Source organism: Streptomyces sp. NPDC088124 (assembly GCF_040685895.1).
Classification (GTDB): Bacteria; Actinomycetota; Actinomycetes; order Streptomycetales; family Streptomycetaceae; genus Streptomyces.
Window position 1 is genome coordinate 18,348 of the sequence record NZ_JBFBJB010000025.1, and the last position, 26,563, is coordinate 44,910.

Annotated in this window: 25 protein-coding genes; 4 read left to right on the forward strand and 21 right to left on the reverse strand. The window is 71.3% G+C overall.

Annotation, left to right across the window (positions count from 1 at the left end):
• Nucleotides 1–9 precede the first annotated feature (9 nt).
• Nucleotides 10–639, reverse strand: coding sequence for a bifunctional pyr operon transcriptional regulator/uracil phosphoribosyltransferase PyrR (pyrR, locus tag AB0P17_RS21445; RefSeq protein WP_365813193.1), 630 nt, complete (start codon nt 637–639; stop codon nt 10–12).
• Between the two features lie 299 nt (nt 640–938).
• Between pyrR and bldD the strand changes: the two genes are divergently transcribed.
• Entirely contained in the window at nt 939–1,439 is a 501-nt protein-coding gene (bldD, locus tag AB0P17_RS21450; protein WP_329828429.1) for a transcriptional regulator BldD, read from the forward strand.
• Nucleotides 1,440–1,649: 210 nt separating this feature from the next.
• On the opposite strand, the gene nusB is transcribed toward bldD, so the two are convergent.
• The 15 genes from nusB to rpsD all read right to left on the reverse strand — a co-directional run bounded on the left by nusB (nt 1,650) and on the right by rpsD (nt 16,221).
• Nucleotides 1,650–2,078 carry a transcription antitermination factor NusB gene (gene nusB / locus AB0P17_RS21455; RefSeq protein ID WP_365813196.1) on the reverse strand — a complete coding sequence of 143 codons (429 nt, stop codon included), beginning with the start codon at nt 2,076–2,078 and terminating at the stop codon, nt 1,650–1,652.
• Between the two features lie 2 nt (nt 2,079–2,080).
• On the reverse strand, nt 2,081–2,647 hold the full coding sequence (efp, locus tag AB0P17_RS21460) for an elongation factor P (RefSeq protein WP_365813198.1): 567 nt from the start codon (nt 2,645–2,647) through the stop codon (nt 2,081–2,083).
• 141 nt (nt 2,648–2,788) lie between these two features.
• Entirely contained in the window at nt 2,789–3,901 is a 1,113-nt protein-coding gene (locus tag AB0P17_RS21465; RefSeq protein WP_365813200.1) for an aminopeptidase P family protein, read from the reverse strand.
• 105 nt (nt 3,902–4,006) lie between these two features.
• Entirely contained in the window at nt 4,007–5,062 is a 1,056-nt protein-coding gene (locus tag AB0P17_RS21470; RefSeq protein ID WP_365813202.1) for an AAA family ATPase, read from the reverse strand.
• Nucleotides 5,063–5,214: 152 nt separating this feature from the next.
• The gene (aroQ, locus tag AB0P17_RS21475) at nt 5,215–5,655 is read right to left on the reverse strand and encodes a type II 3-dehydroquinate dehydratase (protein ID WP_365813204.1); all 441 of its coding nucleotides are present in this window, start codon (nt 5,653–5,655) and stop codon (nt 5,215–5,217) included.
• Nucleotides 5,652–6,746, reverse strand: a complete 1,095-nt coding sequence (aroB, locus tag AB0P17_RS21480) for a 3-dehydroquinate synthase (protein ID WP_365813205.1) — start codon at nt 6,744–6,746, stop codon at nt 5,652–5,654. Before aroB ends, aroQ begins: the two co-directional genes overlap by 4 nt.
• Entirely contained in the window at nt 6,743–7,318 is a 576-nt protein-coding gene (locus tag AB0P17_RS21485; protein ID WP_365813206.1) for a shikimate kinase, read from the reverse strand. The genes aroB and AB0P17_RS21485 overlap by 4 nt, the downstream gene beginning before the upstream one ends.
• On the reverse strand, nt 7,315–8,499 hold the full coding sequence (gene aroC / locus AB0P17_RS21490; protein WP_365813208.1) for a chorismate synthase: 1,185 nt from the start codon (nt 8,497–8,499) through the stop codon (nt 7,315–7,317). Before aroC ends, AB0P17_RS21485 begins: the two co-directional genes overlap by 4 nt.
• A 165-nt stretch (nt 8,500–8,664) precedes the next feature.
• Nucleotides 8,665–9,489 carry a shikimate dehydrogenase gene (locus AB0P17_RS21495; protein WP_365813210.1) on the reverse strand — a complete coding sequence of 275 codons (825 nt, stop codon included), beginning with the start codon at nt 9,487–9,489 and terminating at the stop codon, nt 8,665–8,667.
• Entirely contained in the window at nt 9,489–11,291 is a 1,803-nt protein-coding gene (gene mltG, locus AB0P17_RS21500; RefSeq protein ID WP_365813212.1) for an endolytic transglycosylase MltG, read from the reverse strand. The genes AB0P17_RS21495 and mltG overlap by 1 nt, the downstream gene beginning before the upstream one ends.
• Nucleotides 11,292–11,413: 122 nt before the next feature.
• The gene (gene ruvX / locus AB0P17_RS21505) at nt 11,414–11,887 is read right to left on the reverse strand and encodes a Holliday junction resolvase RuvX (RefSeq protein WP_365813214.1); all 474 of its coding nucleotides are present in this window, start codon (nt 11,885–11,887) and stop codon (nt 11,414–11,416) included.
• Between the two features lie 14 nt (nt 11,888–11,901).
• Complete coding sequence (gene alaS / locus AB0P17_RS21510) at nt 11,902–14,571, reverse strand: alanine--tRNA ligase (RefSeq protein ID WP_365813215.1); 2,670 nt, start codon at nt 14,569–14,571, stop codon at nt 11,902–11,904.
• Nucleotides 14,571–14,906 (reverse strand): DUF6167 family protein, encoded by a 336-nt coding sequence (locus AB0P17_RS21515; RefSeq protein ID WP_365813217.1) that lies wholly within the window; start codon nt 14,904–14,906, stop codon nt 14,571–14,573. The genes alaS and AB0P17_RS21515 overlap by 1 nt, the downstream gene beginning before the upstream one ends.
• An 8-nt stretch (nt 14,907–14,914) precedes the next feature.
• Nucleotides 14,915–15,361, reverse strand: coding sequence for a DUF948 domain-containing protein (locus tag AB0P17_RS21520; RefSeq protein ID WP_365813219.1), 447 nt, complete (start codon nt 15,359–15,361; stop codon nt 14,915–14,917).
• A 245-nt stretch (nt 15,362–15,606) separates the two neighbouring features.
• Complete coding sequence (gene rpsD / locus AB0P17_RS21525; RefSeq protein WP_365813221.1) at nt 15,607–16,221, reverse strand: 30S ribosomal protein S4; 615 nt, start codon at nt 16,219–16,221, stop codon at nt 15,607–15,609.
• A 185-nt stretch (nt 16,222–16,406) separates the two neighbouring features.
• On the opposite strand from rpsD, the gene AB0P17_RS21530 reads away from it, so the two are divergent.
• Nucleotides 16,407–17,102 (forward strand): DUF2470 domain-containing protein, encoded by a 696-nt coding sequence (locus tag AB0P17_RS21530; RefSeq protein WP_365813223.1) that lies wholly within the window; start codon nt 16,407–16,409, stop codon nt 17,100–17,102.
• A 69-nt stretch (nt 17,103–17,171) separates the two neighbouring features.
• Here AB0P17_RS21530 and AB0P17_RS21535 read toward each other — a convergent pair whose 3' ends face one another.
• From AB0P17_RS21535 to AB0P17_RS21550, 4 genes are all read right to left on the reverse strand, one after another.
• The gene (locus AB0P17_RS21535) at nt 17,172–18,527 is read right to left on the reverse strand and encodes a replication-associated recombination protein A (RefSeq protein ID WP_365813225.1); all 1,356 of its coding nucleotides are present in this window, start codon (nt 18,525–18,527) and stop codon (nt 17,172–17,174) included.
• Nucleotides 18,528–18,579: 52 nt separating this feature from the next.
• A complete protein-coding gene (locus AB0P17_RS21540; protein ID WP_365813226.1) occupies nt 18,580–19,215 on the reverse strand; it encodes a vitamin K epoxide reductase family protein in 636 nt (211 codons plus the stop codon).
• Nucleotides 19,216–19,353: 138 nt separating this feature from the next.
• Entirely contained in the window at nt 19,354–20,616 is a 1,263-nt protein-coding gene (gene hisS, locus AB0P17_RS21545; RefSeq protein ID WP_365813228.1) for a histidine--tRNA ligase, read from the reverse strand.
• 13 nt (nt 20,617–20,629) lie between these two features.
• Nucleotides 20,630–21,343: an MBL fold metallo-hydrolase gene (locus AB0P17_RS21550; protein WP_365813230.1), complete on the reverse strand. Its 714-nt coding sequence runs from the start codon at nt 21,341–21,343 to the stop codon at nt 20,630–20,632.
• Nucleotides 21,344–21,558: 215 nt separating this feature from the next.
• Between AB0P17_RS21550 and AB0P17_RS21555 the strand changes: the two genes are divergently transcribed.
• Both AB0P17_RS21555 and AB0P17_RS21560 read left to right on the forward strand, forming a co-directional pair.
• Nucleotides 21,559–22,347 carry a peptidylprolyl isomerase gene (locus AB0P17_RS21555; protein ID WP_365813232.1) on the forward strand — a complete coding sequence of 263 codons (789 nt, stop codon included), beginning with the start codon at nt 21,559–21,561 and terminating at the stop codon, nt 22,345–22,347.
• Nucleotides 22,348–22,496: 149 nt separating this feature from the next.
• Complete coding sequence (locus AB0P17_RS21560; protein WP_365813234.1) at nt 22,497–23,726, forward strand: DUF349 domain-containing protein; 1,230 nt, start codon at nt 22,497–22,499, stop codon at nt 23,724–23,726.
• Between the two features lie 162 nt (nt 23,727–23,888).
• Here AB0P17_RS21560 and AB0P17_RS21565 read toward each other — a convergent pair whose 3' ends face one another.
• A complete protein-coding gene (locus tag AB0P17_RS21565) occupies nt 23,889–26,396 on the reverse strand; it encodes a RelA/SpoT family protein (protein ID WP_365813236.1) in 2,508 nt (835 codons plus the stop codon).
• Nucleotides 26,397–26,563 lie beyond the last annotated feature (167 nt).

The following is a 26,563-nucleotide window of genomic DNA, read 5'->3' on the forward strand; positions in this document are numbered from 1 at the left end:
CCGCGCCCGCTATCGCTCGCCGGACTCGGCGGGCCGCTGGAGGCCGAGCAGCACGGTGTCGCGGCCGTCCTCCTCGGCGAGCTGGACCTTGACCGTCTCCCGCAGCGAGGTGGGGAGGTTCTTGCCGACGTAGTCGGCGCGGATCGGCAGCTCTCGGTGGCCGCGGTCGACCAGGACCGCGAGCTGGACGGCGCGCGGGCGGCCGATGTCGCCGAGCGCGTCGAGGGCGGCGCGGATCGTCCGGCCGGAGAAGAGCACGTCGTCGACGAGGACGACGAGGCGCCCGTCGACGCCGTCCCCGGGAATGTCGGTGCGGGCCAGCGCGCGGGCGGGCCGCAGCCTCAGGTCGTCGCGGTACATGGTGATGTCGAGGGAGCCGACCGGGATGGTGCGGCCGGTGATCTCGGCGAGTTTTCCGGCGAGGCGGCGGGCCAGGAAGACCCCGCGGGTCGGAATGCCGAGGAGCACGACGTCGTCGGCGCCCTTGGCGCGTTCGACGATCTCGTGGGCGATACGGGTCAGGACCCGCGCGATGTCGGGTGCCTCCAGAACGGGGCGCGCCGAAGCCGCTGGGGCCGTGCTGTCCGTACGGCCGGTGTCGCCGTGCGTGTCACTGCCGGGGATGTTGCCGGTGTCCATGAGAAACGGACCTCCTTCTCCGCCTCACGGGACGGACCTTAAAGGACGTCGGAAATACCGAAACCGCTGAAATTACGCCACTCAGGCTAGCAGGGGGTCCACGGCACATTCGGCACCACCCCCTGCGGAAAGCCGCCCGGGGGCGGTACGGAGCGCGGTACGGACGGCGGTACGGAGGCCGGTACGGACCCCGGTCCGGCGCCCCCGGCTTGACGCATCCAAGTAACGCTGCGTAACCTCACAGTGAGTTACCAGCCACGCGGCGGAGCCGCACAATGTTCCAGCGTCCGGGGAGCTATATGTCCAGCGAATACGCAAAGCAGCTCGGGGCCAAACTCCGCGCCATCCGCACCCAGCAGGGCCTCTCTCTCCACGGCGTGGAGGAGAAGTCCCAGGGCCGTTGGAAGGCCGTGGTGGTGGGTTCGTACGAGCGTGGAGACCGTGCCGTCACGGTGCAGCGCCTCGCCGAGCTGGCGGACTTCTACGGTGTCCCGGTCCAGGAGCTTCTTCCCGGCACGACGCCCGGCGGTGCCGCCGAGCCGCCGCCGAAGCTCGTTCTCGACCTGGAGCGCCTGGCCCACGTGCCGCAGGAGAAGGCCGGCCCGCTCCAGCGGTACGCGGCGACGATCCAGAGCCAGCGGGGCGACTACAACGGCAAGGTGCTGTCGATCCGCCAGGACGACCTGCGCACCCTGGCCGTCATCTACGACCAGTCGCCGTCGGTCCTGACCGAGCAGCTCATCAGCTGGGGTGTGCTGGACGCGGACGCGCGGCGCGCGGTCGCGCACGACGAGAGCTGACCGCCCCGCGGGCCCGGCCCGCGGACCGGCAGAAACGTCCCCTCCATATGCGCCGATGGGCGGTCCCGTACGCACGTACGGGACCGCCCATCGGCGCGTCCGCCCTCCGGCGCTTCCGGCGTCCGGCCGGCCCGGGTCCGGACACACGCGCGCCCTCACGTACCGGGCGGGCTGGCTGATCCCGTCCGGCGCGTGAGGGCGGACCGCCGCTCAGGCGCGGCGCAGACTCGGCTTGAGGTCCTTGAAGCGGCTGAGGAGGCCGTTCACGAACGCCGGGGACTCGTCGGTGGAGAACTCCTTGGCGAGCTGGACCGCCTCGTCGATCGCCACCGCGTCCGGGGTGCCGTCCAGCCAGATCAGTTCGTACGTACCGAGCCGCACGATGTTGCGGTCGGCGACCGGCATCCGGTCGAGGTCCCAGTCCACCGCGTAGGTGCCGATGAGCTCGTCGATACGGGCCACGTGCTCCGCGTATCCCTCGACCAGTTCCATGGTGAACTCGCTGACGGGCGGCTGCCGGTCGTCGGAGCGGGAGTGCCTGATCCAGTCCGCGAGAACGTTCTGTACGGACGTACCGCGCTGATCGGCCTCGAAGAGGATCTGGAACGCGCGCTTACGGGCATTGCTCCTGGCAGCCACGGCTAGCTGTTCACCCGGCCGAGGTAGTCGCCCGTGCGGGTGTCGACCTTGATCTTCTCGCCGGTGGTGATGAAGAGCGGGACGCCGATCTCGTAGTCGGTCTCCAGCGTCGCCGGCTTGGTGCCGCCGGTGGAGCGGTCGCCCTGGACACCCGGGTCGGTGTGCTTGATGACCAGCTCGACCGCGGCGGGCAGCTCGACGTAGAGCACCTCGCCCTCGTGCGTGGCGACCGTGGCGGTGAAGCCCTCGATCAGGAAGTTCGCCGCGTCACCGACCGACTTGCGGTCGATCATGAGCTGGTCGTACGTCGTCATGTCCATGAAGACGAAGTACTCGCCGTCCATGTACGAGAACTGCATGTCGCGGCGGTCGACAGTGGCCACCTCGACCTTCACGCCGGCGTTGAAGGTCTTGTCGACGACCTTGCCGGAGAGCACGTTCTTCAGCTTGGTGCGCACAAAGGCCGGGCCCTTGCCGGGCTTGACGTGCTGGAACTCGACGACGGACCAGAGCTGGCCTCCGTCGAGCTTGAGCACCAGGCCGTTCTTGAGGTCGTTCGTGGAAGCCACGGTTGCGGAATCTCCTGGACTGAAAGCAGGTGGACGACCGGGGGCCGCGCGCCGCCCCGGCGGGCGGACATCGCCGGCCAGCGGCACCAGCGCCCCTCCCGGCAAACTCTGCCCTCGGGGCAGACATTGCAGGTCGCGGCGCTAAAGCGCGAGCAGCTCCTTGGTCGTGATGGTGAGTAGCTCGGGTCCGCCGTCCGCCTCGGGGCGGACGACGAGCGTGTCATCGATCCGGACACCGCCCCGGCCCGGGAGGTGGACCCCCGGTCCGACGGTGACCGGCACACGAGCGTCCAGTTTACCCATGGCCGCGGGAGCGAGCTGCGGGTCCTCGTCGATTTCGAGTCCGACACCGTGTCCCGTACGGGGCGCGAGCCCCTCGCCGTGCCCGGCGGCCTCCAGCGGATACCGCGTCGCGCGGTCCACGTCGCGGTAGCCCGCGCCGGGCACCAGCCCCTCCCGACCTGCCCGTTGTGCCGCGAAGACCAGCTCGTACAGCTCGATCTGCCAGTCGGCCGGGGAGGTCCCGATCACGAACGTACGGCCGATGAGACAGCGGTATCCGCGGTAGTCGGCACCGAGACCGACCGAGAGGAAATCGCCCTCCTCGACCCGCCGGTCCGAGGGACGGTGCCCGGGGCGGCCCGAGTGCGGCCCGGTGGCCACGACGGTCGGGAAGGCGGGGCCGTCGGCGCCGTGGTCGACGAGCCGCCGCTCCAGCTCCAGCGCGAGATGCCGCTCCGTGCGGCCCACCAGGATCGACTCCAGCAGCTCCCCCAGCGCGTGGTCGGCGATCTCCGCGGCGATCCGCAGACAGGCGATCTCCTCCTCGTCCTTCACGATCCGCTGCTGCTCGACGGCGCAGCCGAGGTCCGTGAGGCGCAGGGCGGGCGCGACGGCGCCGATCGCCCGGTGCCGGGCGACGGTGAGGTGGTGCTCCTCGACGGCGAGTCTGCCCGCGGCGGACGGGGTGAGGAGGCCCGCGGCCGCCACGGCGGGGTCGCCGCTGGTCGGTACGGCGGTGCGGCGCAGCTGTTCGTCGACCGGCGCGTGCCCGTCCTCGCCCCCGTGGCCCGGGGCGGGCGGGCAGAGCAGCGTGTCGTCGTCGTACGGGCCGAGCAGCAGTACGGCGCCGGGCGGCGCCCCGCCCGCGAGGTAGCGGACGTTGGCGGGCCGGGAGACCAGCGCCGCGTCGTTGCCCGCGGCGGCGTACCGGTCACGCAGCCGCGCGCGGCGGACCGCATGCACGTCTGACATGACCCGATGGTACGAGTGTGCACCTCACCCGGCCGGTTCAGCGCGTCCGACCGGGGAACCCCCGGGGCCGTCGCGGGAGCCCCCGCGGTGGCCCCGGGGGGCGGCTCACCAGCTCGGCGGCGAGGCCAGCGCGCGGGCCAGGACGTCGTCCAGGACCCGGGCGGTGGTCTCCACGTCGTACTTGGAGTTGTCGATGATGGGCAGCCCCGAGCCGTACCAGCCGGCCATCCGGCCGTGGATGCCCGCGACCTCCTCGTCGGCCAGCCGGCGGTTGCCGCTGCGCTCGGCGTTGCGCTCCAGCACGATCTCCAGGCCGGGGAGCAGGACCACGGGGAGCAGTCCGGGGCCGACATGGCGCTTCCAGCCGCCGAGCCCGACGACCGGGCGGTCCGGGAAGACCGCGTCGTCGAGGATGCAGGAGATGCCATTGGCGAGGAAGTTGCGCGCGGCGAAGCCGCAGGTGCGGCGGGCCAGCCGGTACTGCGCCTCGGAGTGGTCGTTCCAGCCGGACTGCGGGTCGGCGAAGCCCGCACAGACCCATTCGCGGACGTCGTCCAGGCTGATGTGCGCGGTGGGCACCCGGCGGCTGCTCGCCCAGTGCCGGGCGACGGTCGTCTTGCCCGCGCCCGCGGGCCCGATCAGCAGGACCGCGAGCGTCGCGGTGCCCGTGCCACTGTCGGCCGGCGGCACGGCGGGGATCGGCACGGGTCCGCCGGGCGGCAACTGGACATGCCCGGTGACGTCCGGGGGCGGCGGCCCGGTACCCGGACCGGGCGGCGGCACGGGGCCGTGTCCGTGCCCCGGCGCGGGCCCGGGAGGTGGTCCCGGGTGCTGGCCCGGAATCTGAGGCTGAGGGGGCTGAGGGGACCGGCCCCGCGCGCCGGGGGGCGCCGGGGGTCCTTGCGGCGCGGGCGGCCCCGCGGGCCGAGGATGCCCGGGAGGCTGGTGAGACCCCTGTGGCCCCTGTGGCCCCTGTGTCTGCTGCGCGCCAGGGGCCTGGTGCGGTCCATGTGGCCCCTGCGGACCGGGCGGCCCCTGCGGGCCCTGTCCCGGGTACATGCCGTGGGCCTGGTGCGCGGCGTGTGCCTGCGGCGGCCATCCCCCCGTGCCCCGCCCTGGTCCCTGGGGAGGCGGCAGCGGAACCCCCACTGAGTGCTGCATCCGGTGCCACTCCGTCTCGTACGACTGACGCTGGTCTGCGGGGCCCGGCGGGGCCGCGCCACCGAACGGTACCGCCCCCGGCCGCCGCCGTGGGAACGGCCGGGTGCGCGGGCGGCGGCGCCCGCGCACCCCGGTCCGTCCCGTCAGGGCGGTCAGCTCGTCAGTTCGTCGGCGAGAGCGCGCAGCGCGAGCCGGTACGAGCCGATGCCGAAGCCCGCGACCATACCGCTGGCGACGGCCGCGACCACCGAGGTGTGGCGGAACTCCTCGCGCGCGTACGGGTTCGAGATGTGCACCTCGATCAGCGGCGCCGTGCGCTGCGCCGCCGCGTCCCGCATCGCGTACGAGTAGTGGGTGAACGCGCCGGGGTTGAGGACGACCGGCAGGGCGCCGTCCGCGGCCTCGTGGAGCCAGCGGATCAGCTCGCCCTCGTCGTTCGTCTCCCGTACGTCGACGTCGAGCCCCAGCTCCTTGCCGAGGTCGCGGCAGGCGTCCACCAGCCCGGCGTACGACGTCGCCCCGTACACGTCGGGCTCGCGTGAGCCGAGGCGGCCCAGGTTGGGCCCGTTGAGGACGAGGACCCGCCGGGTCACGCCGACACCTCCCCGTACGCCGCGAGCAGCACCGCCGGGTCCGGGCCCTCCAGCACGGTCGGCTTGCCGAGGCCGTCGAGCACGATGAAGCGCAGCAGGTCACCGCGGGACTTCTTGTCGACCTTCATCGTCTCCAGCAGCTTGGGCCACTGGTCGCCGCGGTAGGTCAGCGGGAGGCCGACGGACTCCAGTACGGCGCGGTGCCGGTCGGCGGTCGCGTCGTCGAGCCGGCCGGCCAGCCGGCCCAGTTCGGCGGCGAAGACCATGCCGACGGAGACGGCGGCGCCGTGCCGCCACTTGTAGCGCTCGTTCTTCTCGATGGCGTGCGCCAGGGTGTGGCCGTAGTTGAGGATCTCCCGGAGACCGGACTCCTTGAGGTCGTTGGAGACGACCTCGGCCTTGACCCGGATCGACCGCTCGATCAGCTCGGCGGTGTGCGGCCCCGACGGCGCCCGGGCGCCCTCCGGGTCGGCCTCGACCAGCTCCAGGATGGCCGGGTCCGCGATGAAGCCCGCCTTGATGATCTCCGCCATGCCGCTGACGTAGTCGTGGACCCCGAGGGAGTCCAGCGCGGCGAGGTCGCAGAGCACCCCGGCGGGCGGGTGGAAGGCGCCGACGAGGTTCTTGCCCTCGGCGGTGTTGATGCCGGTCTTGCCGCCCACGGCCGCGTCGACCATGCCGAGCACGGTCGTCGGTACGGCGATCCAGCGCACCCCGCGCAGCCAGGTCGCGGCGACGAACCCGGCCAGGTCGGTGGTGGCGCCGCCGCCCACGCCGATGATCACATCGCTGCGGGTGAAACCGGTCTGGCCGAGCGCCTTCCAGCAGTACGCGGCGACCTCGGCGGTCTTCGCCTCCTCGGCGTTCGGCACCTGGATCGCGACGGCCTCGTACCCCTGCTCGGCGAGGTCCGCGCGGAGCGCCTCGCCGGTGTCCGCCAGTGCCTCGGGGTGGATGACGGCGATCCGCCGGACCCGCGGCCCGATCAGCCCGGGCAGCTCGCCCAGGAGCTGCCGGCCGACCAGCACCTCGTACGGGTCGTGCCCCGCGGTGCCGCCGACCTGAATACGGGTGACTGCCTGGTCCGTCATACGGGGTTCTCCTTGCCGGGGGTCCTGAGCTCTTCCGCCGGAGGAGGGGTGAGCTCCAGCGCGTCGAGGACGGTGTCCACGACCTCTTCGGGTGCGCGGTCGTCGGTGGCGACGCAGACCCTGGCCACCTCCGTGTACAGGTGGCGGCGCCCCTCCATCAGCTTCTTCCACTGCTGGCGGGGGTTGACGGCCAGCAGCGGGCGCGCCGTGTTGAGCCCGGTCCGCCGGGCCGCCTCGGCGACCTCCATCGAGAGGTAGACCACGGGCAGCCCGGTCAGTTCCGCGCGGGTGGCGGCGTCGAGGACCGCGCCGCCGCCGAGCGCGAGGACGCCGGGGTGCTCGGCGAGCGCGCGCCGTACCGCCGCGCGCTCCAGCTCCCGGAAGTGCGACTCGCCGTCGTCGACGAAGATCTCCGAGATGGACCGGCCCTGGGCGGCGACGATGTCGGCGTCGCTGTCGCGGAAGGCGGTGCCGAGCCGCGCGGCGAGCAGTTCACCGACCGTCGACTTGCCGACGCCCATGGGGCCGACGAGGACGACCACCGGCCCGTTCGCCGGATCCGGGGCGCTCATCGGATCCGGAGGTTGTCGAGGTACGAGTCGACGTTGCGGCGCGTCTCCGTGACACTGTCGCCGCCGAACTTCTCCGCGACCGCGTCGGCGAGGGTCAGCGCGACCATCGCCTCGGCGACGATGCCGGCGGCCGGCACGGCGCACACGTCGGAGCGCTGGTGGTGGGCGCTGGTCACCTCGCCGGTGGCCACGTCGACGGTGGCCAGCGCACGCGGCACGGTCGCGATGGGCTTCATCGCGGCCCGTACGCGCAGCAGCTCACCGGTGGTCAGCCCGCCCTCGGTGCCGCCGGAGCGGCCGGAGGCGCGCCGGATGCCGTCGGCGGTCGGGACGATCTCGTCGTGCGCCTTCGAGCCCGGCACCCGGGCCAGCCCGAAGCCGTCGCCGACCTCGACGCCCTTGATGGCCTGGATGCCCATGAGCGCGGCGGCGAGCCGGGCATCGAGCCTGCGGTCCCAGTGGACGTGCGAGCCGAGTCCGACCGGCACGCCGTACGCCAGCACCTCGACGACCCCGCCGAGGGTGTCGCCGTCCTTGTGGGCCTGGTCGATCTCCGCGACCATCGCCTTGCTCGCGTCGGCGTCCAGACAGCGCACCGGGTCGGCGTCGAGCCTCGCCACGTCGGACGGCTCCGGGTAGACCCCGTACGGGGCCTTCGCCGCGGCCAGCTCGACGACATGGGAGACGATCTCGATCCCGGCCGTCTCCTTCAGGTACGAGCGCGCCACGGCGCCGAGCGCCACCCGCGCGGCCGTCTCCCGGGCGCTGGCGCGCTCCAGTACGGGACGGGCCTCGTCGAAGCCGTACTTCTGCATGCCCGCGAGGTCCGCGTGACCGGGCCTGGGCCGGGTCAGCGGGGCGTTGCGCGCGAGCTGGGCCAGCTCCGCGGGGTCGACCGGGTCGGCCGACATGACCTGCTCCCACTTGGGCCACTCGGTGTTGCCCACCATGATCGCGACGGGCGAGCCCATCGTCAGGCCGTGCCGTACCCCGCCGAGGAAGGTGACCTCGTCCCGCTCGAACTTCATCCGGGCACCGCGGCCGTAGCCGAGGCGGCGCCGGGCCAGGTGGTCCGCCACCATCTCCGTGGTGATGGGCACACCGGCGGGAAGACCCTCCAGCGTCGCCACGAGTGCGGGTCCGTGGGACTCCCCCGCGGTCAGCCAGCGCAACCTGCTCAACGGTGCTCCTCATACTCGCGCGCGCCCGAAACGACAACGGCGAGACCGGGTGCGCGTCCCTGGCCCGCCTTGTCCGATTCTCCCACGACGGGGACCGGCGGCGGGCAGCGGTCCGCAGACCGGACCACCGCGTCCGACGGGCCGGACGTAGTGGCCCGGTCCGCGTCAGCCGAGCGCCGCGGTGCCGGCCTCGCGCATCACGTCGAGCGGCGCGGGCGAGCGGCCCGTCATCAGTTCCACCTGGAGCGCCGCCTGGTGGACCAGCAGATCGAGCCCGCTCACGAGGGCTCCGCCGCGCCCGGACCAGGCCGCCGCGAGCGGCGTCGGCCACGGCTCGTACAGCACGTCGAAGAGGGTGCCCGGCGCCCCCGGGACCGCGTCGGCGAGCACATCGGCGGTGCCCGCCGGGGTGGTGGCGATCACCAGCGGCGCGCCCAGCGCTCCGTCGGCCTCCGCCCAGTCGGCGATCCGGACCTCGACCCCGAGCCGCTCGCCCCAGCCGCGCATCTCGGTGGCGCGGGCCTCGCTGCGCACGTACGCGGTGACGGGGCCGGCGCAGACCACGGCGAGGGCCGCGAGCGCGGACGAGGCGGTCGCGCCCGCCCCGAGGATCGCCGCCGTCTCCACCTTCTCCACGCCACGCTCGCGGAGCGCGGCGATCATGCCGGGGATGTCCGTGTTGTCGCCGGTGCGCCGGCCGCCCTCGCCGAAGACGACCGTGTTGACCGCCTCCACCGAGGCCGCGGTGCCGGTGATCTCGTCCAGCAGCGGGATGACGGCCCGCTTGAGCGGCATGGTCAGTGACAGCCCCGCCCAGGAGGGGTCGCCCCGCACCTCTTCGAGGAATCCGGGGAGCCCGGCCTCGTCCACCTCGAACCGACCGTACGACCACTGGTCCAGGCCGAGCGCCGCGTACGCGGCGCGGTGCAGCGCCGGGGAAAGGGAATGAGCGATGGGCGATCCGAGGACCGCCGCTCGCCGTGGTGACATCACTGTTTCTTGCTTTCCCTCTCGTACTCCTGGCGGTTCGCCTCGTGCTCCTCGTTGGTGACGGCGAAGAGCGTCCTGTCCGAGGTGACCGAGACGAAGTAGTACCAGGGACCGTCCGCCGGGTTGATCGCCGAGTGCAGGGCGTCGGCGCCCGGGTTGCCGATCGGACCGGGCGGCAGGCCCTTGATGTCGTACGTGTTGTACGGGTCCTTGATCCTGCGCAGGTCGTCGACCGCGCCGAGATCCAGCCTGCTCTGGCTCTTGATGTAGTTGACGGTGGAGTCGAACTCCAGACGGCCGACGGTCTCGGTGTTCTCCGGCTGCAGCCGGTTGTAGACGACGCGGGCGACCTTGTCGAAGTCGTGCTTGTACTTGCCCTCCGCCTGGACGAGGCTCGCGACGGTGATCAGCTGGAGCGGCGACTTCAGCTTCAGCTTCTTCGCCTCGGCTTCGAGATTCTGTTTCTCGTATTCGACCTTGGCGCGGGCGACCATCTTCTTGAGGACGGTCTCCGGCTTCGTCCCCTTCGCGACCGGGTAGCTCGCCGGGAAGAGGAATCCCTCCAGCGGATCCTTTATATCCCTGTTGTCGTTGGCCCAAGTCGGGAGACCCAGGTTCTTCGCCTGCGCCTTGGCGACGGCCGCCGTCTCGCCCTTCTTGAGTCCGAGCCGCTTGTCGATCTGCTCGTAGACGAATTCGTTGCGCTTGCCCTCGGGGAAGATCAGCGCGTTCCGGCTGCTCGGACTGAGCATCTTCGTGACCGCGTTCCGCGCCGACATCTCCTTGCCGAGAATGTAGACGCCCGCCTGGATCGTATTTCCCTTGGGGTTCTGCTTCTGTGCGGCGACGAAGGCGCGCTGGCTCTTCACCACGCCGTTCTTCACCAGAATGGCGCCGATCTCATAGCCGCCGGCGCCCGACGGAATTTCCACCTCGACATCGCCGGAGCCCGCGCCCGCAAAGTCCGGCGGCGGGCCGAATTTGCTCTCCCAGAACTGGTAGCCGACATAGCCGATACCGCCGGCGCCGCCGATGAAGACCACGGCGACGACCAGGCAGGCCGTGCCGTTGCGGCTCTTCTTTTTCTTCTTCGTCTTGCCGCGGCGCTCGCGGCCCTCGCCGCCGCGGCCCTCGCCGCCGTCGTCGTCCCCGTCGCCGCCCTCACCGGTGAAGAAGGGGTGCTTCTCCTTCTCCGGCGTGTCCGCCTCGGCCTCGGCCGGATCGGGTTCGGCCTGGGGCTCGGGGTCGGGCTGCCGCCGGCCGGGGGGCTGCGGGGGCGGGTAGGCGTCGGGGGTGCCGTAGTAGTCGTGGTTCTCCGCGTAGTTGCCGTGCTCACCCGCGTAGGGGGCCGGGGCGGTGGCCCCGTACGGCATCGCGGCCTGCTGGCCGTTGTCCCAACCGCTGTTGTACTGCGGGTCGTTGTACTGCGGATCGGCGTACTGCTGCTGGGGGTGGTGCTGCGGGTGCTGCTGGCCGCCGTACGGCCCCTGCTGCGGCTGCTCCTGGTACTGCGGTTGCTGCTGCGTGCCGTACTGCTGGCCGCCGTACTGCTGAGCACCGTACTCGGGCTGACCGCCCTGGTACTGAGGGTGCTGCGGCTGCTGCGGGTACTGCTGCTGGTACGGGTCCTGCGTCCCCCCGTACTGCGCCTGCGCCTGCGACTGCTGCGGGTACTGCTGCTGCCCTCCGTAGGAGGAACCGCTGCCGTCGGTGGCCTGCTGTGCCGCCCACCCCGAGTCCCCGTACAGAGGGTCCCCGGGGTGCCACGGTGCGGAGCCGGGGCCCCGGCCATAGTCAGTCATCGATCCCCTTGAGCCGCGAGGCGCGGCCGCTGACCGCAGTGGCACGGCGTCCGTTTCGCCTCTTTGCTGTGCGGTGGCTGTTCGAACACCGCCGCATCGCGCGGAACGTTACCGTACCGCGATCAGATGACCACTTCGACGCTCTCGCCGGGAGGATTACCTGATACCCGTTCGGCCTCCAGCGCGCTCTGGAGGATGACAACTGCCGCCACTTGGTCGATAACGGACCGCCCTTTCTTGGACTTAACGCCCGAAGCGCGCAGCCCTTGACTGGCCGTCACTGTGCTCATCCGCTCATCGACCAGTCGTACCGGCACGGGTGTGATGCCCCGCGCCAGCTCCTGGGCGAACACCCGCACCTTCGCGGCGGCCGGCCCCTCTCCCCCGTTGAGGGAGCGGGGCAGCCCGACCAGTACTTCGACGGGTTCGTACTCCTCGACGATCCCCCGCAGCCGCCGGTGGGCGGCCGGGACGTCGCGTCCCGGCACGGTCTCCACCGGCGTGGCGAGGATCCCGTCGGGGTCGCACGAGGCGACCCCGATCCGGGCGTCCCCGACGTCGATCGCGAGCCGGCGTCCTCTGCGCATACCGCTCATGCGGTGCCCGCCCCTCAGGCGGTCTCGGCGACGAGGCGCTCGACGGCGGCGACGGCGTCCCCGATGGCCGCCGGGTTCTGGCCACCGCCCTGGGCGACGTCCGGCTTGCCGCCGCCTCCGCCTCCGAGGGTCTTGGCGGCGGTACGCACCAGGTCACCGGCCTTGAGCCCGCGCTCGCGGGCGGCCTCGTTGGTGGCGATGACCGTCAGCGGACGGCCGCCGGCCGTGGTGAACAGCGCCACGACCACCGGCCGGTCGCCACGGATGCGACCGCGCACGTCGAGGACGAGCTTGCGCAGGTCGTCGGCCGAGGTGCCGTCCGGGACCTGCCCGGTGACCAGCGCCGTGCCCCGTACGTCCTTGGCGGAGTCGGCCAGTCCGGCGGCGGCGGCGAGCACCTTCTCCGCGCGGAACTTCTCGATCTCCTTCTCGGCGTCCTTGAGCTTGCCGAGCATCCCGGCGATCTTCTCGGGGAGTTCCTCGGAGCGGCCCTTGACCAGTTCCTGGAGCTGGGCGACGACACTGTGCTCCCTGGCCAGGAAGTTGTACGCGTCCACTCCGACCAGGGCCTCGATACGCCGCACCCCGGAGCCGATCGACGACTCGCCGAGCAGCTTCACCAGGCCGAGCTGGGCGGTGTTGTGGACGTGCGTGCCGCCGCACAGCTCCTTGGAGAAGTCCCCGATGGTGACGACCCGGACCCGCTCGCCGTACTTCTCGCCGAACTCGGCGATGGCGCCCTGCTTCTTGGCCTCGTCGATCGACATGACCTCGGCCTGGACGTCCAGCTCCCGGGCGAGCACCTCGTTGATCTTCTGCTCGACGTCGAGGAGCACCGTGCCCGGTACGGCGGCGGGCGAGCCGAAGTCGAAGCGGAAGCGGCCCGGGGAGTTCTCCGAACCGGCCTGGGCGGCCGTCGGACCGAGGGCGTCGCGCAGCGCCTGGTGGGTGAGGTGGGTGGCGCTGTGGGCCCGGGCGATGGCCCGGCGGCGGTTCAGATCGATGGCGGCGTACGCGGAGGCGCCCACCGTCACCTCGCCGACCTGCACCGTTCCCTTGTGCACGGAGACACCGGGGACGGGCTGCTGGACGTCGTGGATCTGGACGACGGCGCCGCTGTCGAGCCGGATCCGGCCCTGGTCGGCGAGCTGGCCGCCGCCCTCGGCGTAGAAGGGCGTGCGGTCGAGGACGATCTCGACGTCGTCGCCCTCGGTGGCGGCGGGCGACGGCACCCCGTCGACGAGCAGGCCGACCACGGTCGACTCGCCCTCGGTGGCGGTGTAGCCGGTGAACTCGGTGGAGCCGCCGGCGTCGGCGACCGAGCGGTAGGCGGAGAGGTCGGCGTGGCCGGACTTCTTGGCCTTGGCGTCGGCCTTGGCCCGCTCCCGCTGCTCCTTCATGAGCCGCCGGAAGCCCTCCTCGTCCACGGAGAGGCCCTGTTCCGAGGCCATCTCCAGGGTGAGGTCGATGGGGAAGCCCCAGGTGTCGTGGAGCAGGAACGCCTTGTCGCCGGGGAGCACCTGGCCACCGGCGGCCTTGGTCTCGGTGACGGCGGTGTCGAGAATGTTCGTGCCGCCCTTGAGGGCCTTGAGGAAGGCGGCCTCCTCGGCGAGGGCGACGGTCTCGATGCGCTTGCGATCGGTCTCCAGCTCCGGGTACTGCTCGCCCATGGTCCTGATGACCACGTCGACCAGGGCGGCGACGACCGGCTCCGTGGCGCCGAGCAGGCGCATGTTGCGGATGGCGCGGCGCATGATGCGGCGCAGGACATAGCCGCGCCCCTCGTTGCCCGGGGTGACGCCGTCGCCGATGAGCATCGTGGACGTACGGATGTGGTCGGCGACCACGCGCAGCGAGACGTCCGAGCCGTGCTCGGCGCCGTAGCGCACGCCGGTCAGCTCGGTGGCCTTGTCCATGACGACCCGGAGCGTGTCCGTCTCGTACATGTTCTGTACGCCCTGGAGGATCATGGCGAGACGTTCGAGACCGAGACCGGTGTCGATGTTCTTGGAGGGCAGCTCACCGAGGATCGGGAAGTCCTCCTTGCCCTCCCCGGCGCCACGCTCGTACTGCATGAAGACCAGGTTCCAGATCTCCACGTAGCGCTCGTCGTTGACGGCGGGACCGCCCTCGACGCCGAACTCGGGGCCCCGGTCGTAGTTGATCTCCGAGCAGGGGCCGCAGGGGCCCGGCACGCCCATGGACCAGTAGTTGTCCTTCTTGCCGAGGCGCTGGATGCGCTCGGCGGGGACGCCGATCTTCTCGCGCCAGATCTGCTCGGCCTCGTCGTCGTCGAGGTAGACGGTGACCCACAGGCGCTCCGGGTCCAGTCCGTAGCCGCCGTCCGCCACGGAGCTGGTCAGCAGCTCCCAGGCGTAGGTGATGGCGCCTTCCTTGAAGTAGTCGCCGAAGGAGAAGTTGCCGCACATCTGGAAGAACGTGCCGTGCCGGGTGGTCTTGCCGACCTCTTCGATGTCCGGGGTACGGACGCACTTCTGCACGCTGGTGGCCCGGTCGAACGAGGGCTTGACCTCGCCGAGGAAGTACGGCTTGAAGGGCACCATGCCCGCCGGGACCAGCAGCAGAGTCGGGTCGTCCGCGATGAGCGACGCCGAAGGGACGACGGTGTGACCGCGCTCCTCGAAGAAGCTCAGCCAGCGGCGACGAATTTCAGCCGACTCCATCAGTGGTCCTCATTCCGGTTGTGCGGGTTGTAGGAGTGCGTGGTCGTGGTTCTGCGGGGGTGCTCGATCGCGGCGAGCCTGCGCGGGGCGGGCAGCGCGTGGTCCGCCGGTGCGTCCAGGCCCAGTGCCTCACCGAGCTCGGCCTCGCGCCGCACCATTCCGGAGCGTACGTCGACGGCGAACTCCCTGACCTTGTGTCCGGCGTCGATCGCCTTGTTCGCCGCCTGGGCGGCGAGGCTCTCCGGGGTGAGCTGCTTGAGCTTACGGTTGACCTTGGCGGTGGCCCAGACGCCGGCTGCGGCGCCCGCGGTGAACCAGAACGTACGGCGGAACATCGCTGCGGTCAGCCCTTCTTCTTCCTGAGCCGGGCGGCGGGGAGCGCCCGGCCGACGACGACCGTACGGCGGGTGGCCCGCTCCGTGGGCTCGCTCCCGGCGGCGGGCGCGCCCCGGCGTCCCATGGCCTGGCGTACGCCGTAGCCGAACGCCGCGACCTTGACGAGGGGGCCACCGAACGTCGAGGCGACCGTGGTGGAGAGCGCCGAGGCGTTCGAGGTGACTTCCTGGACGTCCGACGCGATCGCGTCGACCCGGTCGAGCTGGGTCTGCGCGGACCGGACCGTCGCGGACGCGTCCGCGAGCAGGGGGACCGCCTGTTCGGTGATGTCCGCCACCAGCCGGGTGGTCGCCTTGAGCGTCTGGGCCAGCCTCACCAGCACCACGGCGAGGAAGGAGACCAGGATGGCCCAGAACACGGCCACCAGGATTCCGGCAACCTCTCCACCGGTCACGCCGCACCGCTCCCTGATCGTCGAACGCCCCTGGCAGCGGGTCACTGACACGACAGAAGGTCACTGACACCTGACAGGCGACTGGAAAGTCGTCCTCCGACCTTATCGCGCCGACGCCCCCGCCCCGTACCGGATTAGAGGTCGCGCGGACAGGTGGGAGGGTCCACGCGAAAGCCCGCCGGCTCTCCGTCCGCGAGGGGCGGGGAGACGGCGGGCCGAAGCGTGGTGGAGCTACCGCGTCCGGGTCAGCGGGCGTAGTACTCGACGACGAGCTGCTCGTCGCAGATGACCGGGATCTCCTTGCGGTTCGGGTCGCGGTCCAGGCGGAAGGCCAGCGCCTTCAGGTTGACCTGGAGGTAGCGCGGGGTCTCGCCCTCCGTGTCGTAGCCACCCTCGCGGGCGACCTGGAAGGGGACCTTGTCGCGGCTGCGCTCGCGGACCATCACGACGTCGTCGGGACGGACACGGAACGACGGCTTGTCGACCTTGCCACCGTTGACCTCGATGTGACCGTGCACGACCATCTGACGGGCCTGGTAGATGGTGCGGGCGATGCCCGACCGCAGGACGAGCGCGTCGAGACGGCGCTCCAGCTCGACGACCAGGGCCTCGCCCGTCTTGCCGCCGGCCTTCTTGGCGCGGTCGTAGGCGCGGGCCATCTGGCGCTCGCTGATGTCGTACTGGGCGCGCAGGCGCTGCTTCTCCAGCAGACGGACCTTGTAGTCACTGTTCTGCTTGCGTCCACGACCGTGCTCACCCGGCGGGTAAGGACGGGCCTCGAAGTACTTGACGGCCTTGGGCGTCAGGGCGATACCGAGCGCACGCGACTTCTTGACCTTGGGACGCGACTGGTTAGGCACGTTCTCCAGACCTCCGTTGTAGGTTAGGTTAGGCTCACCTTACTTAAGGAGATCGCATGTCTCGCCCTGGGAACACCACGCGCATCACGGACATCACAGACAAGCTCGGCGCGCAGAGCGACGAATCGACGGAGGTCCGATCAGCTCATGGTCAGCCGCGTCCCAGCGGGCTTGAAATCGATCGGATGCCGTCAGCAGCCGAACGCACACGAACTCTCGTACAGGGTACATGCTCGGCGGTGCTGTTCATCCCCGGTCTGCACGGGGCCAGGTCCCCCTACCAGCTCATGCCCGACGTGCGGTCCGTGGGCCCGGACGGCGAGGTGTTCCTTGTCTTCGCGTCGGACTCCCCCGCGGTACGGGCCGCCACCCACGCGCAGGACGACGAACTCCACGCGGTGCTGGAGCTCACCGACGTCGCGCCCGTCTCCGTGCCCCACCGTATCCGCGGCCGGGCCTGGCTCTCCGGCTGGCTCACCCGCGAACCCGGCCTGGCGGACGCCGGCCGGATGACGCTGCGCCTGGAGATCGGCGAGGCGTGCGTGGACGACCTGTGGGGCGCCGAATCCGTGGAACCCGAGGACTTCGTGAAGGCCACCCCCGACCCGCTGGTGGAGCACGAGGCGGAGCTGTTGCAGCACCTCCACTCCGCGCACGGCGCCGAGGTACGGTCGCTGCGCGCGCTGCTCGGCGAGCGGACCGCGGCCGCCTCGGCCGCCGGGACCGCGGCCGTACCGGTGGGGCTCGACCGCTTCGGGCTGCGGGTGCGCTTCACCGGCGTCCGGTGCTTCGACGCCCGCTTCGACTTCCCCGAGCCGGTGCGGAACGTCAACGAGCTGCGCCACGCGATGCACACACTCTTCGACGCGGCCGCCCGCTGACCCGCGGCAGCGCCCGACCGGGCACCGCGGACGCCCGCGGTCCGGCACCGCCGGCGCCCGCCGGGAGACTCAGCCGCCGTCGCCGCGCAGCCGCTCGCGCACCTTGTCGACCACGTCCGCGTAACGCGCCTCCGCGCCGTACCGCGTGGGCTCGTAGTAACGCCTGCCGCGCACCGGCTCCGGCGCGTACTGCTGGGCCGCGATACCGCCCGGGACGTCGTGCGGATAGATGTAGCCCTGGGCATGGCCGAGCTTGGCCGCGCCCTTGTAGTGGCCGTCGCGCAGATGCGCCGGGACCTGGCCCGTCAGCCCCTTCTTCACATCCTCCAGGGCCGCCGAGATCGCGGTCGTGGCGGCGTTGGACTTGGGCGCGAGCGCCAGCGCGATGGTGGCGTGGCTGAGGGTGAGGGCGGCCTCCGGGAAGCCGATCATGGCCACGGCCTGGGCGGCGGCGACCGCGATCGGCAGCGCGGTCGGATCGGCGAGACCGATGTCCTCGCTCGCCGAGATCATCAGCCGTCTGGCGATGAACCGGGGATCCTCCCCCGCGTCGATCATCCGGGCCAGATAGTGCAGCGCGGCGTCCACGTCGGAGCCGCGGATCGACTTGATCAGCGCGCTCGCCACGTCGTAGTGCTGGTCGCCGTCCCGGTCGTACATCACCGCCGCGCGGTCGACGGTCTCCTCGACGGTCTGGAGGGTGATCTCCTTCTCGCTCTTGGCGAGCGCGGCGCCGGCCGCCGCCTCCAGCGCGGTCAGCGCCCGCCGGGCGTCGCCGCCCGCCACCCGCAGCAGATGCGCCTCCGCGTCCTCGGGCAGGGTGACGGCGTCCCCGAGACCACGCTCCTCGGTGAGCGCCCGCCGCAGCAGGGCGCGCAGGTCCTCGTCCGTGAGCGGTTCCAGCGTGAGCAGCAGGGAGCGGGAGAGCAGGGGGGAGATCACCGAGAAGTACGGGTTCTCCGTGGTGGCGGCGATCAGCGTCACCCAGCGGTTCTCCACCGCGGGCAGCAGGGAGTCCTGCTGGGCCTTGCTGAAGCGGTGGATCTCGTCGAGGAAAAGGACCGTTTCCTTGCCGAAGCCGCCGGAGGCCCGCCGCGCCCCGTCGATGACGGCGCGGACCTCCTTGACGCCCGCGGTGATGGCGGACAGCTCGACGAAGCGCTTGTTGGTGGCCTTGGAGACGACGTAGGCGAGGGTCGTCTTCCCGGTGCCGGGCGGGCCCCAGAGGATCACCGACGAGGGGCCCGCGGGGCCGCCGCCGCCCTCGCCCACCAGCCGGCGCAGCGGGGATCCCGGCTTCAGCAGATGCCTCTGGCCGACGACCTCGTCGACGACACGGGGGCGCATCCGGACGGCCAGGGGGCTGGCCGACGGGTCCTTCTCCTGGCGGTCTTCGGCGGCTGCGGTAAAGAGGTCGGGCTCCACGGGTGAAGCCTATGCCAGCCCACTGACAGAACTGACAGAGCTGTCGGCGCTGTCAGCTCGTCCAGAAGTCCCACCAGCGGGTCAGGATCAGCATCCCGATGATCCCGATGTGCAGCGCGGGCAGCACCCAGGTGAACTCGTCGAGGAAGCCGCGCAGCCAGCCGGGCGCGGGCAGCACCCGGTGGCGGATGTTGTGGGCGGTGACGTACCAGAACATCAGGATCGTGGCGACCCAGGCGAGACAGCACCACAGGCAGAGCGAGTTGATGTTGTACAGCGACTGGTACTGGAGCCAGGTGCAGAACCCGACGCCGAAGAGCGTCCCCGCGTTCAGCCCCAGCCAGAACCAGCCGCGGTAGCGGGCCCCGGCGAGCAGGCCCATGCCGATGGCGATGACCACGGAGTACGCGGCGAGCCCGAGCATCGGGTTGGGGAAGCCGAAGACCGACGCCTGGTCGCTCTTCATGATGTTGCCGCAGGACACCACCGGGTTCAGGCTGCACCCCGGAGTGAAATCGGGGTCCTCCAGCAGCTTGAACTTGTCGATCGTGATCACCCACGCGGCCAGCAGCCCCGCCGCGCCCGTGACGACCAGCAGCAGCGCGAACACGCGGCCGCCGCCGACCGCGCCGGGGATCTTCCCGTCCTCCCGGTCGGAGGAGACGTCGTCAACCGCAGCACTCGTCATATCGCCGTTCCATCGGTCAGGGGCCTGGGGCCTGTACGCGCAGGCTCATTCTGCCGTACAGGCTCCTACGACCGGCGTCCGCGGGGGATAAAGGCGCTTCAGGAGGGGCCGGGGCTCAGCTTCGGAAGGGGCCGGGGCTCAGCCGAGCCGCCGGGCCACCTCGGCCACCAGGATGTCGAGCGCGACCGCCGTCTGCTCGCCGCTCTCCATGTCCTTGAGCTGGACCACGCCCTCCGCGAGATCCCGCTCCCCCGCGACGAGCGTGTAGCGCGCGCCGGAGCGGTTGGCCGACTTCATCGCGCCCTTGAGACCGCGGCCGCCGAAGGCGAAGTCCGTCGCGATCCCGGCCGCGCGCAGCTCCGTGACGACGCCGAACAGCCGCCGCCGCGCCTCCTCGCCGAGCGGGATCGCGTACACGCTGGTGGCCGGCGGGATGTCCAGTTCGATGGACTCGGCCTCCAGGGCCAGGACCGTACGGTCCACGCCCAGCGCCCAGCCGACCGAGGGCAGCGCGGGGCCGCCGAGCATCTCGGAGAGGCCGTCGTAGCGGCCGCCGCCGCCCACCGCGGACTGCGCGCCGAGGCCGTCGTGGACGAACTCGAAGGTGGTGCGGGTGTAGTAGTCCAGGCCGCGGACGAGCTTCTCGTCGTCCTCGAAGGCGACGCCCTGGACTGTCAGCAGCTCCCGTACCTCTTCGTGGTACGCCTTGCAGGCGTCGCACAGGTAGTCGCGCAGCATCGGCGCCCCGACGAGCTGCTTCTGGACGTCGGCGCGCTTGTCGTCGAGCACGCGCAGCGGGTTGATCTCGATGCGGCGGCGGGTCTCCTCGTCCAGGTCGAGGCCGCGCAGGAAGCCCTGGAGGGCCTCGCGGTAGACGGGACGGCACTCCTTGTCGCCCAGCGAGTTGAGGAGGATGCGGAAGTTCCGCAGGCCCAGCGAGCGGTACGCCTGGTCGGCCAGGACGATCAGCTCGGCGTCGAGCGCCGGGTCCTCGACGCCGATCGCCTCGGCGCCGACCTGCGAGAAGTGGCGGTAGCGGCCCTTCTGCGGGCGCTCGTAGCGGTAGTACGAGCCGGAGTACCAGAGCTTTACGGGCAGATTGCCGGCCTTGTGGAGGTTGGCCTCCAGCGCGGCGCGCAGCACGGAGGCGGTGCCCTCGGGGCGCAGCGCGAGCTTGTCGCCGCCCTTGGTCTCGAAGGCGTACATCTCCTTGGAGACGATGTCGGTGGACTCGCCGACACCGCGGGCGAACAGCTCGACGTTCTCGAATCCGGGCGTCTCGACATAGCCGTAGCCGGAGTTCCTCAGCGGCGCGGCGATGGCCTCGCGTACGGCGAGGAAGGTCGCCGAGACGGGCGGGATCAGGTCGTAGGTGCCCTTGGGTGCCTGAAAAGTGCTCATGGAGATCGGTGTTTCACATTCCTCGTCGCGGAGCGGCGTGCGTGCCGTCTCCCTGGCCGGTGGCCACGTCCCGGAGATACGGGTTGGTGGCGCGCTCCCGGCCGATGGTCGTCTGGGGGCCGTGGCCGGACAGCACCACGGTCGAGTCGTCGAGCGGCAGGCACACGCGGCCCAGCGACGCCAGGATCTCGGCGTGGTCACCGCCGGGCAGGTCGGTGCGTCCGATGGAGCCGGCGAAGAGCAGATCGCCCGAGAAGAGGACCGGCGGGATGTCCGCGGCCTCGGGCATCGCGAAGGTCACCGACCCCTTCGTATGGCCGGGCGCGTGCGCGACGGTGAACTCCAGGCCCGCCAGCACCAGTCCGGCGCCGTCGGTCAGCTCCCGCAGGTCGTCCGGCTCGCCGACCGTCAGCTCGCCCATGAGCGGCATCCCGATCGAGCGGCCGAGGGCCTTCTCCGGGTCGCTCATCATGAAGCGGTCGGCGGGGTGGATCCACGCCGGTACGTCATGGGCGCCGCACACCGGGACGACGGAGGCGACATGGTCGATGTGTCCGTGGGTGAGGATGACGGCGACGGGCTTGAGGCGGTGCTTCCTGATCGTTTCCTCGACCCCTTGGGCGGCCTGGTGGCCCGGGTCGATGATCACGCACTCCTCACCCGCGGCGGGGGCGACCAGGTAGCAATTGGTCCCCCAGGCTCCGGCGGGGAACCCGGCAATGAGCACGATCGTCCTTATATGTCGTCCGGATATGTCGTCCGGGCACGTGGTCCGGCGGAGAATGCGGCAGTTCGGAGAGGATACCGGCGCTCCTCATTCCACAGCCAACCCATATACCGTACGCATCTGGTGCCCCTCCCGGAAAGATTTGCCCGGTCGTGGCACTGGTCAGGCCGGATGGGACCGAACAGGATCACACACAGACACGAGGAGTGGACCCGGTGGTCAAGAGCGATCAGCGGCGGCGGCAGCTCGCCAGGGAGAAGTTCGAGCGGCAGCAGCAGCGGCGGGTTGAGGCCCGGCAGAAGGCGAAGCGGCGTAACGCGATCATCGCCTCCGTGCTGGCCGTGGTGGTGCTCGCGGGAGGCGCGGCGTACTTCTCCGTCGGCCTGAGCGACGGCGACAAGCCGGAGAAGGACGACGCGGCGGCCGAGGCGAGCCCGTCGGCGGAGCCCTCGGAGAAGGCCGAGCCCGAGCCGAAGATGGCCATCGACCAGAACGCGAAGTACTCGCTGGACCTCAAGACGAGCCAGGGTGACATCGCGATCGCCATGGACGCGAAGAAGACCCCGCACACGGTGAACTCGTTCAAGGCGCTCGCCGACAAGGGGTACTTCGACGGCACGAAGTGTCACCGGCTGACCACCGAGGGCATCTTCGTGCTCCAGTGCGGCGACCCGAAGGGTGACGGGACCGGCGGCCCCGGCTACACGATCGAGGACGAGAACCTGACGGCTCTCGGCAAGGCCGGCGCGGACGGCAGCGTGACGTACCCGGCGGGCACGGTGGCCATGGCCAACACCGGCCAGCCGCACACCGGCGGCAGCCAGTTCTTCCTGGTCTACAAGGACACCAAACTGCCGCCCAGCTACACCCCGTTCGGCACCATGGACGACGCCGGGCTGAAGGCCGTGGAGGCCGTGGGGAAGGCCGGGGTGGACGGCGGGGCGAGCGACGGCGCGCCCAAGAAGGCCGTCACCGTGGAGAAGGTCACGGTCGACACGGCGTGACCCTGTGAATTTCGGCCGCGCTGAGTGCGGACAGCCGGGCGGCCGGTCGCCTAGATTGGCGTTGTGCAGGGCGGGCGCGGCCCGCCCCAGGAACTGTGGATGATGCCCGGGGGCCAATCCCCTCACGGGCATCAGGTGGAGGAGGCGCTGTGAGCAGCGACCCGTGGGGCCGTGTCGACGAGACGGGCACCGTGTACGTGCGTACGGCCGAGGGCGAGCAGGTGGTCGGATCGTGGCAGGCCGGCTCTCCGGAGGAGGCTCTGGCCTATTTCGAGCGCAAGTACGAGGGCCTGGTGGTCGAGATCGGCCTCCTGGAAAAGCGCGTGAAGACCACCGACCTGTCCGCGAAGGACGCGACGACGGCCATCGACCATCTGCGCGTTCAGGTGGACGAGCACCACGCCGTCGGCGATCTCGACGCGCTGCGGACGCGGCTCGACGCGCTGGTCGCCACGGTCGAGGCGCGCCGCGAGGAGCGCAAGGTGCAGCGGGCCAAGCAGACCGACGAGGCGCGTCACGCCAAGGAGGCACTGGTCGCCGAGGCGGAGGAGCTCGCGCAGAGCGACCAGTGGCGGTCGGCCGGTGAGCGGCTGCGGGCGCTCGTGGACACCTGGAAGGGCCTGCCCCGGCTGGACCGGAAGTCCGACGACGAGCTGTGGCACCGCTTCTCGCACGCACGCTCGGCGTTCTCCAAGCGGCGCAAGGCGCACTTCGCGGCGCTCGACGCGCAGCGCGAGGAGGCCCGTAAGGCCAAGGAGAAGCTGGTCGCCGAGGCGGAGTCGCTCTCCGGCTCCACCGACTGGGGCGGTACGGCGGCGCGCTACCGCGAGCTGATGACCGACTGGAAGGCGGCGGGCCGCGCGCAGCGCGACGCCGAGGACGACCTGTGGAACCGCTTCCGCGGTGCTCAGGACGTCTTCTTCGCGGCGCGCGGCGAGGTCTTCGCGGAGCGCGACGCCGAGCAGTCGGAGAACCTGAAGCTCAAGGAGGAGCTGGCGGTCGAGGCCGAGCGGCTGGTGCCGGTCACGGACCTCAAGGCGGCCCGGGCCGCCTTCCGCGCGCTGAACGAGCGCTGGGAGGCCATCGGCCACGTACCGCGCGACGCCAGGCCCAAGGTCGAGGCCCGGATGCACGCGGTGGAGCGGGCGCTCCAGGAGTCCGAGGAGAACGAGTGGCGCCGGACGAACCCGGAGGCCCGTGCGCGGGCCGCGGGTCTGACGGGCCAGCTCCAGGCGGCCGTGGACAAGCTGCGCGCGCAGATCGACGCGGCGCGCGCGGCGGGCAACAACGCCAAGGCCGACAAGCTGGCCCGGGAGCTGGAGGGCCGGCAGGCCCTGCTGGACCAGGCGCTCAAGGGCCTCCAGGAGTTCGGCGGCTGAGCCAACGGGCCGGACCGGCCGGAACAACGCGTACGGAGGGCGGCCCGGCAGTGGACTCCACTGCCGGGCCGCCCTCCGTGTGTACCCATGTCTGTGCGCTTGCGTGTGCGCCCGCTGTGGCCGCCCTCTGTACCCGTCTGTGTGCCCGTGCGTCGGCCGCGCTCAGGGCCTGCGGGCCGAGGTGACGCGGTAGACGTCGTAGACGCCCTCCACGCCCCGTACCGCCTTCAGTACGTGGCCCAGGTGCTTGGGGTCGCCCATCTCGAAGGTGAAGCGCGAGGTGGCGACGCGGTCCCGGGAGGTCTGGACGGCGGCGGAGAGGATGTTGACGTGCTGGTCGGAGAGGACGCGGGTGACGTCCGACAGCAGCCGGGAGCGGTCCAGTGCCTCGACCTGGATGGCGACCAGGAAGACCGAGGACTGGGTGGGCGCCCACTCGACCTCCTTGATCCGCTCGGGCTGCTGGGAGAGCGCGTCCACGTTGACGCAGTCGGCGCGGTGGACGGAGATGCCGCTGCCGCGGGTGACGAAGCCGATGATCGGGTCGCCGGGGACGGGCGTACAGCAGCGGGCGAGCTTCACCCAGACGTCCTCGACGCCCTTGACGACCACGCCGGGGTCGGCGTTGGAGCGGCGCTTGCCGCGGCTGTGGGAGGGCGGGGAGTTCTCCGCGATGTCCTCGTTGGCGGCCTCCTCGCCGCCGAGGGCCTGCACCAGCTTCTGTACGACGCCCTGCGCGGCCACATGGCCCTCGCCGATCGCCGCGTACAGGGAGGAGATGTCGGGGTAGCGCATCTCGTGCGCGAGGGTGACCAGCGAGTCCCCGGTGAGGATGCGCTGGATCGGCAGGTTCTGTTTGCGCATGGCCCGCGCGATGGCGTCCTTGCCCTGCTCGATCGCCTCGTCGCGGCGCTCCTTGGAGAACCAGGCGCGGATCTTGTTCCTGGCCCGGGGCGACTTGACGAAGCCGAGCCAGTCGCGCGAGGGGCCCGCCCCGGACGCCTTGGAGGTGAAGACCTCCACCAGGTCGCCGTTGTCGAGGGTCGATTCGAGCGGTACGAGCCGGCCGTTGACCCGCGCCCCTATGGTGCGGTGGCCGACCTCCGTGTGGACGGCGTACGCGAAGTCGACGGGGGTGGCGCCGGCGGGCAGCGCTATGACGTCGCCCTTGGGCGTGAAGACGAAGACCTCGTTGCGCGAGAGGTCGAAGCGGAGCGACTCCAGGAACTCGCTGGGGTCCTCGGTCTCCTTCTGCCAGTCCAGGAGCTGGCGCAGCCACGCCATGTCGTTGACGGTGTCCTGGCCCGCGCCCCGGCCGGCGCTCCTGGGGACGTCGGTGCGGACCTTGGAGGCGCCCGCGACGGCCTCCTGCTTGTACTTCCAGTGCGCGGCGATGCCGTACTCGGCGCGGCGGTGCATGTCGAACGTACGGATCTGGAGTTCGACCGGCTTGCCGTTGGGCCCGATGACCGTCGTGTGCAGCGACTGGTACATGTTGAACTTGGGCATCGCGATGTAGTCCTTGAACCGGCCGGGGACCGGGTTCCACCGCGCGTGGACGGTGCCGAGCGCCGCGTAGCAGTCACGGACCGTGTCGACCAGGACCCGGATGCCCACCAGGTCGTAGATCTCCGCGAAGTCCCGGCCGCGGACGATCATCTTCTGGTAGACGCTGTAGTAGTGCTTCGGCCGCCCGGTGACGGTGGCCTTGATGCGGGCCGCGCGCAGGTCCGACTGGACCTCGTCGGTCACTATGGCCAGGTATTCGTCGCGCTTGGGCGCGCGCTCGGCGACCAGCCGGACGATCTCGTCGTACATCTTGGGGTAGAGAATCGCGAAGGCGAGGTCCTCCAGCTCCCACTTGATGGTGTTCATGCCCAGCCGGTGGGCGAGGGGGGCGTAGATCTCCAGCGTCTCGCGGGCCTTCTTCTCCTGCTTCTCCCGCTTGAGGTACCGCATGGTGCGCATGTTGTGCAGCCGGTCGGCGAGCTTGATGACCAGGACGCGCGGGTCCTTGGCCATGGCGACGACCATCTTGCGTACGGTCTCGGCCTGCGCGGCCTCGCCGAACTTGACCTTGTCGAGCTTGGTGACGCCGTCGACGAGGAGCGCGACCTGGTCGCCGAAGTCGCGGCGCAGGGTGTCCAGGCCGTACTCGGTGTCCTCGACGGTGTCGTGCAGCAGCCCGGCCATCAGGGTGGCGGGGTCCATGCCCAGCTCGGCGAGGATCGTGGTGACCGCGAGGGGATGCGTGATGTACGGGTCGCCGCTCTTGCGCTTCTGTCCGCGGTGCCAGCGCTCGGCGACCTGGTACGCGCTCTCGATCTGGCGCAGCGTCGCGGTCTCGATCTTGGGGTCGTTCCCGCGTACGGTCCGCAGCAGCGGCTCCAGGACGGGGTTGTACGGCGAGGAGCGCTGCACCCCGAGCCGTGCGAGCCGGGCCCTCACCCGGTTGGAGGAGCCTCCGGAGCGCGGAGCGGCCGTGGCGCCGGGCTTGGGGGCGCTGACGGGGACGGCTGAGCGCTCGGGCGGCGCGGACTTCGCGGCGCCGCGGACGGGCTGCTCGGCGGCGACCGGGGCCTTGTTCCGGGGCACGGCGGAACCCACCGCGGCCTGGTCGGCGGGGTGATCGGGCGTCGCGGCGGCCAGTGGCTGAACCTCGTCTGGCAAGAGCGCTCCTCGTGCGGATCCAGGTCCCCCGGTCAGGCCCGGAGGTTCCATGGTATCGACCCCGGGCGTCCCTCTCGTCCCAAGGCCGGTCTCCCGGGTCCGGCCGGGCCCGGCTCCCCGGAACGCGGGACGGGCACCCGTCTGTTCCCGGGTGCCCGTCCTGCCGT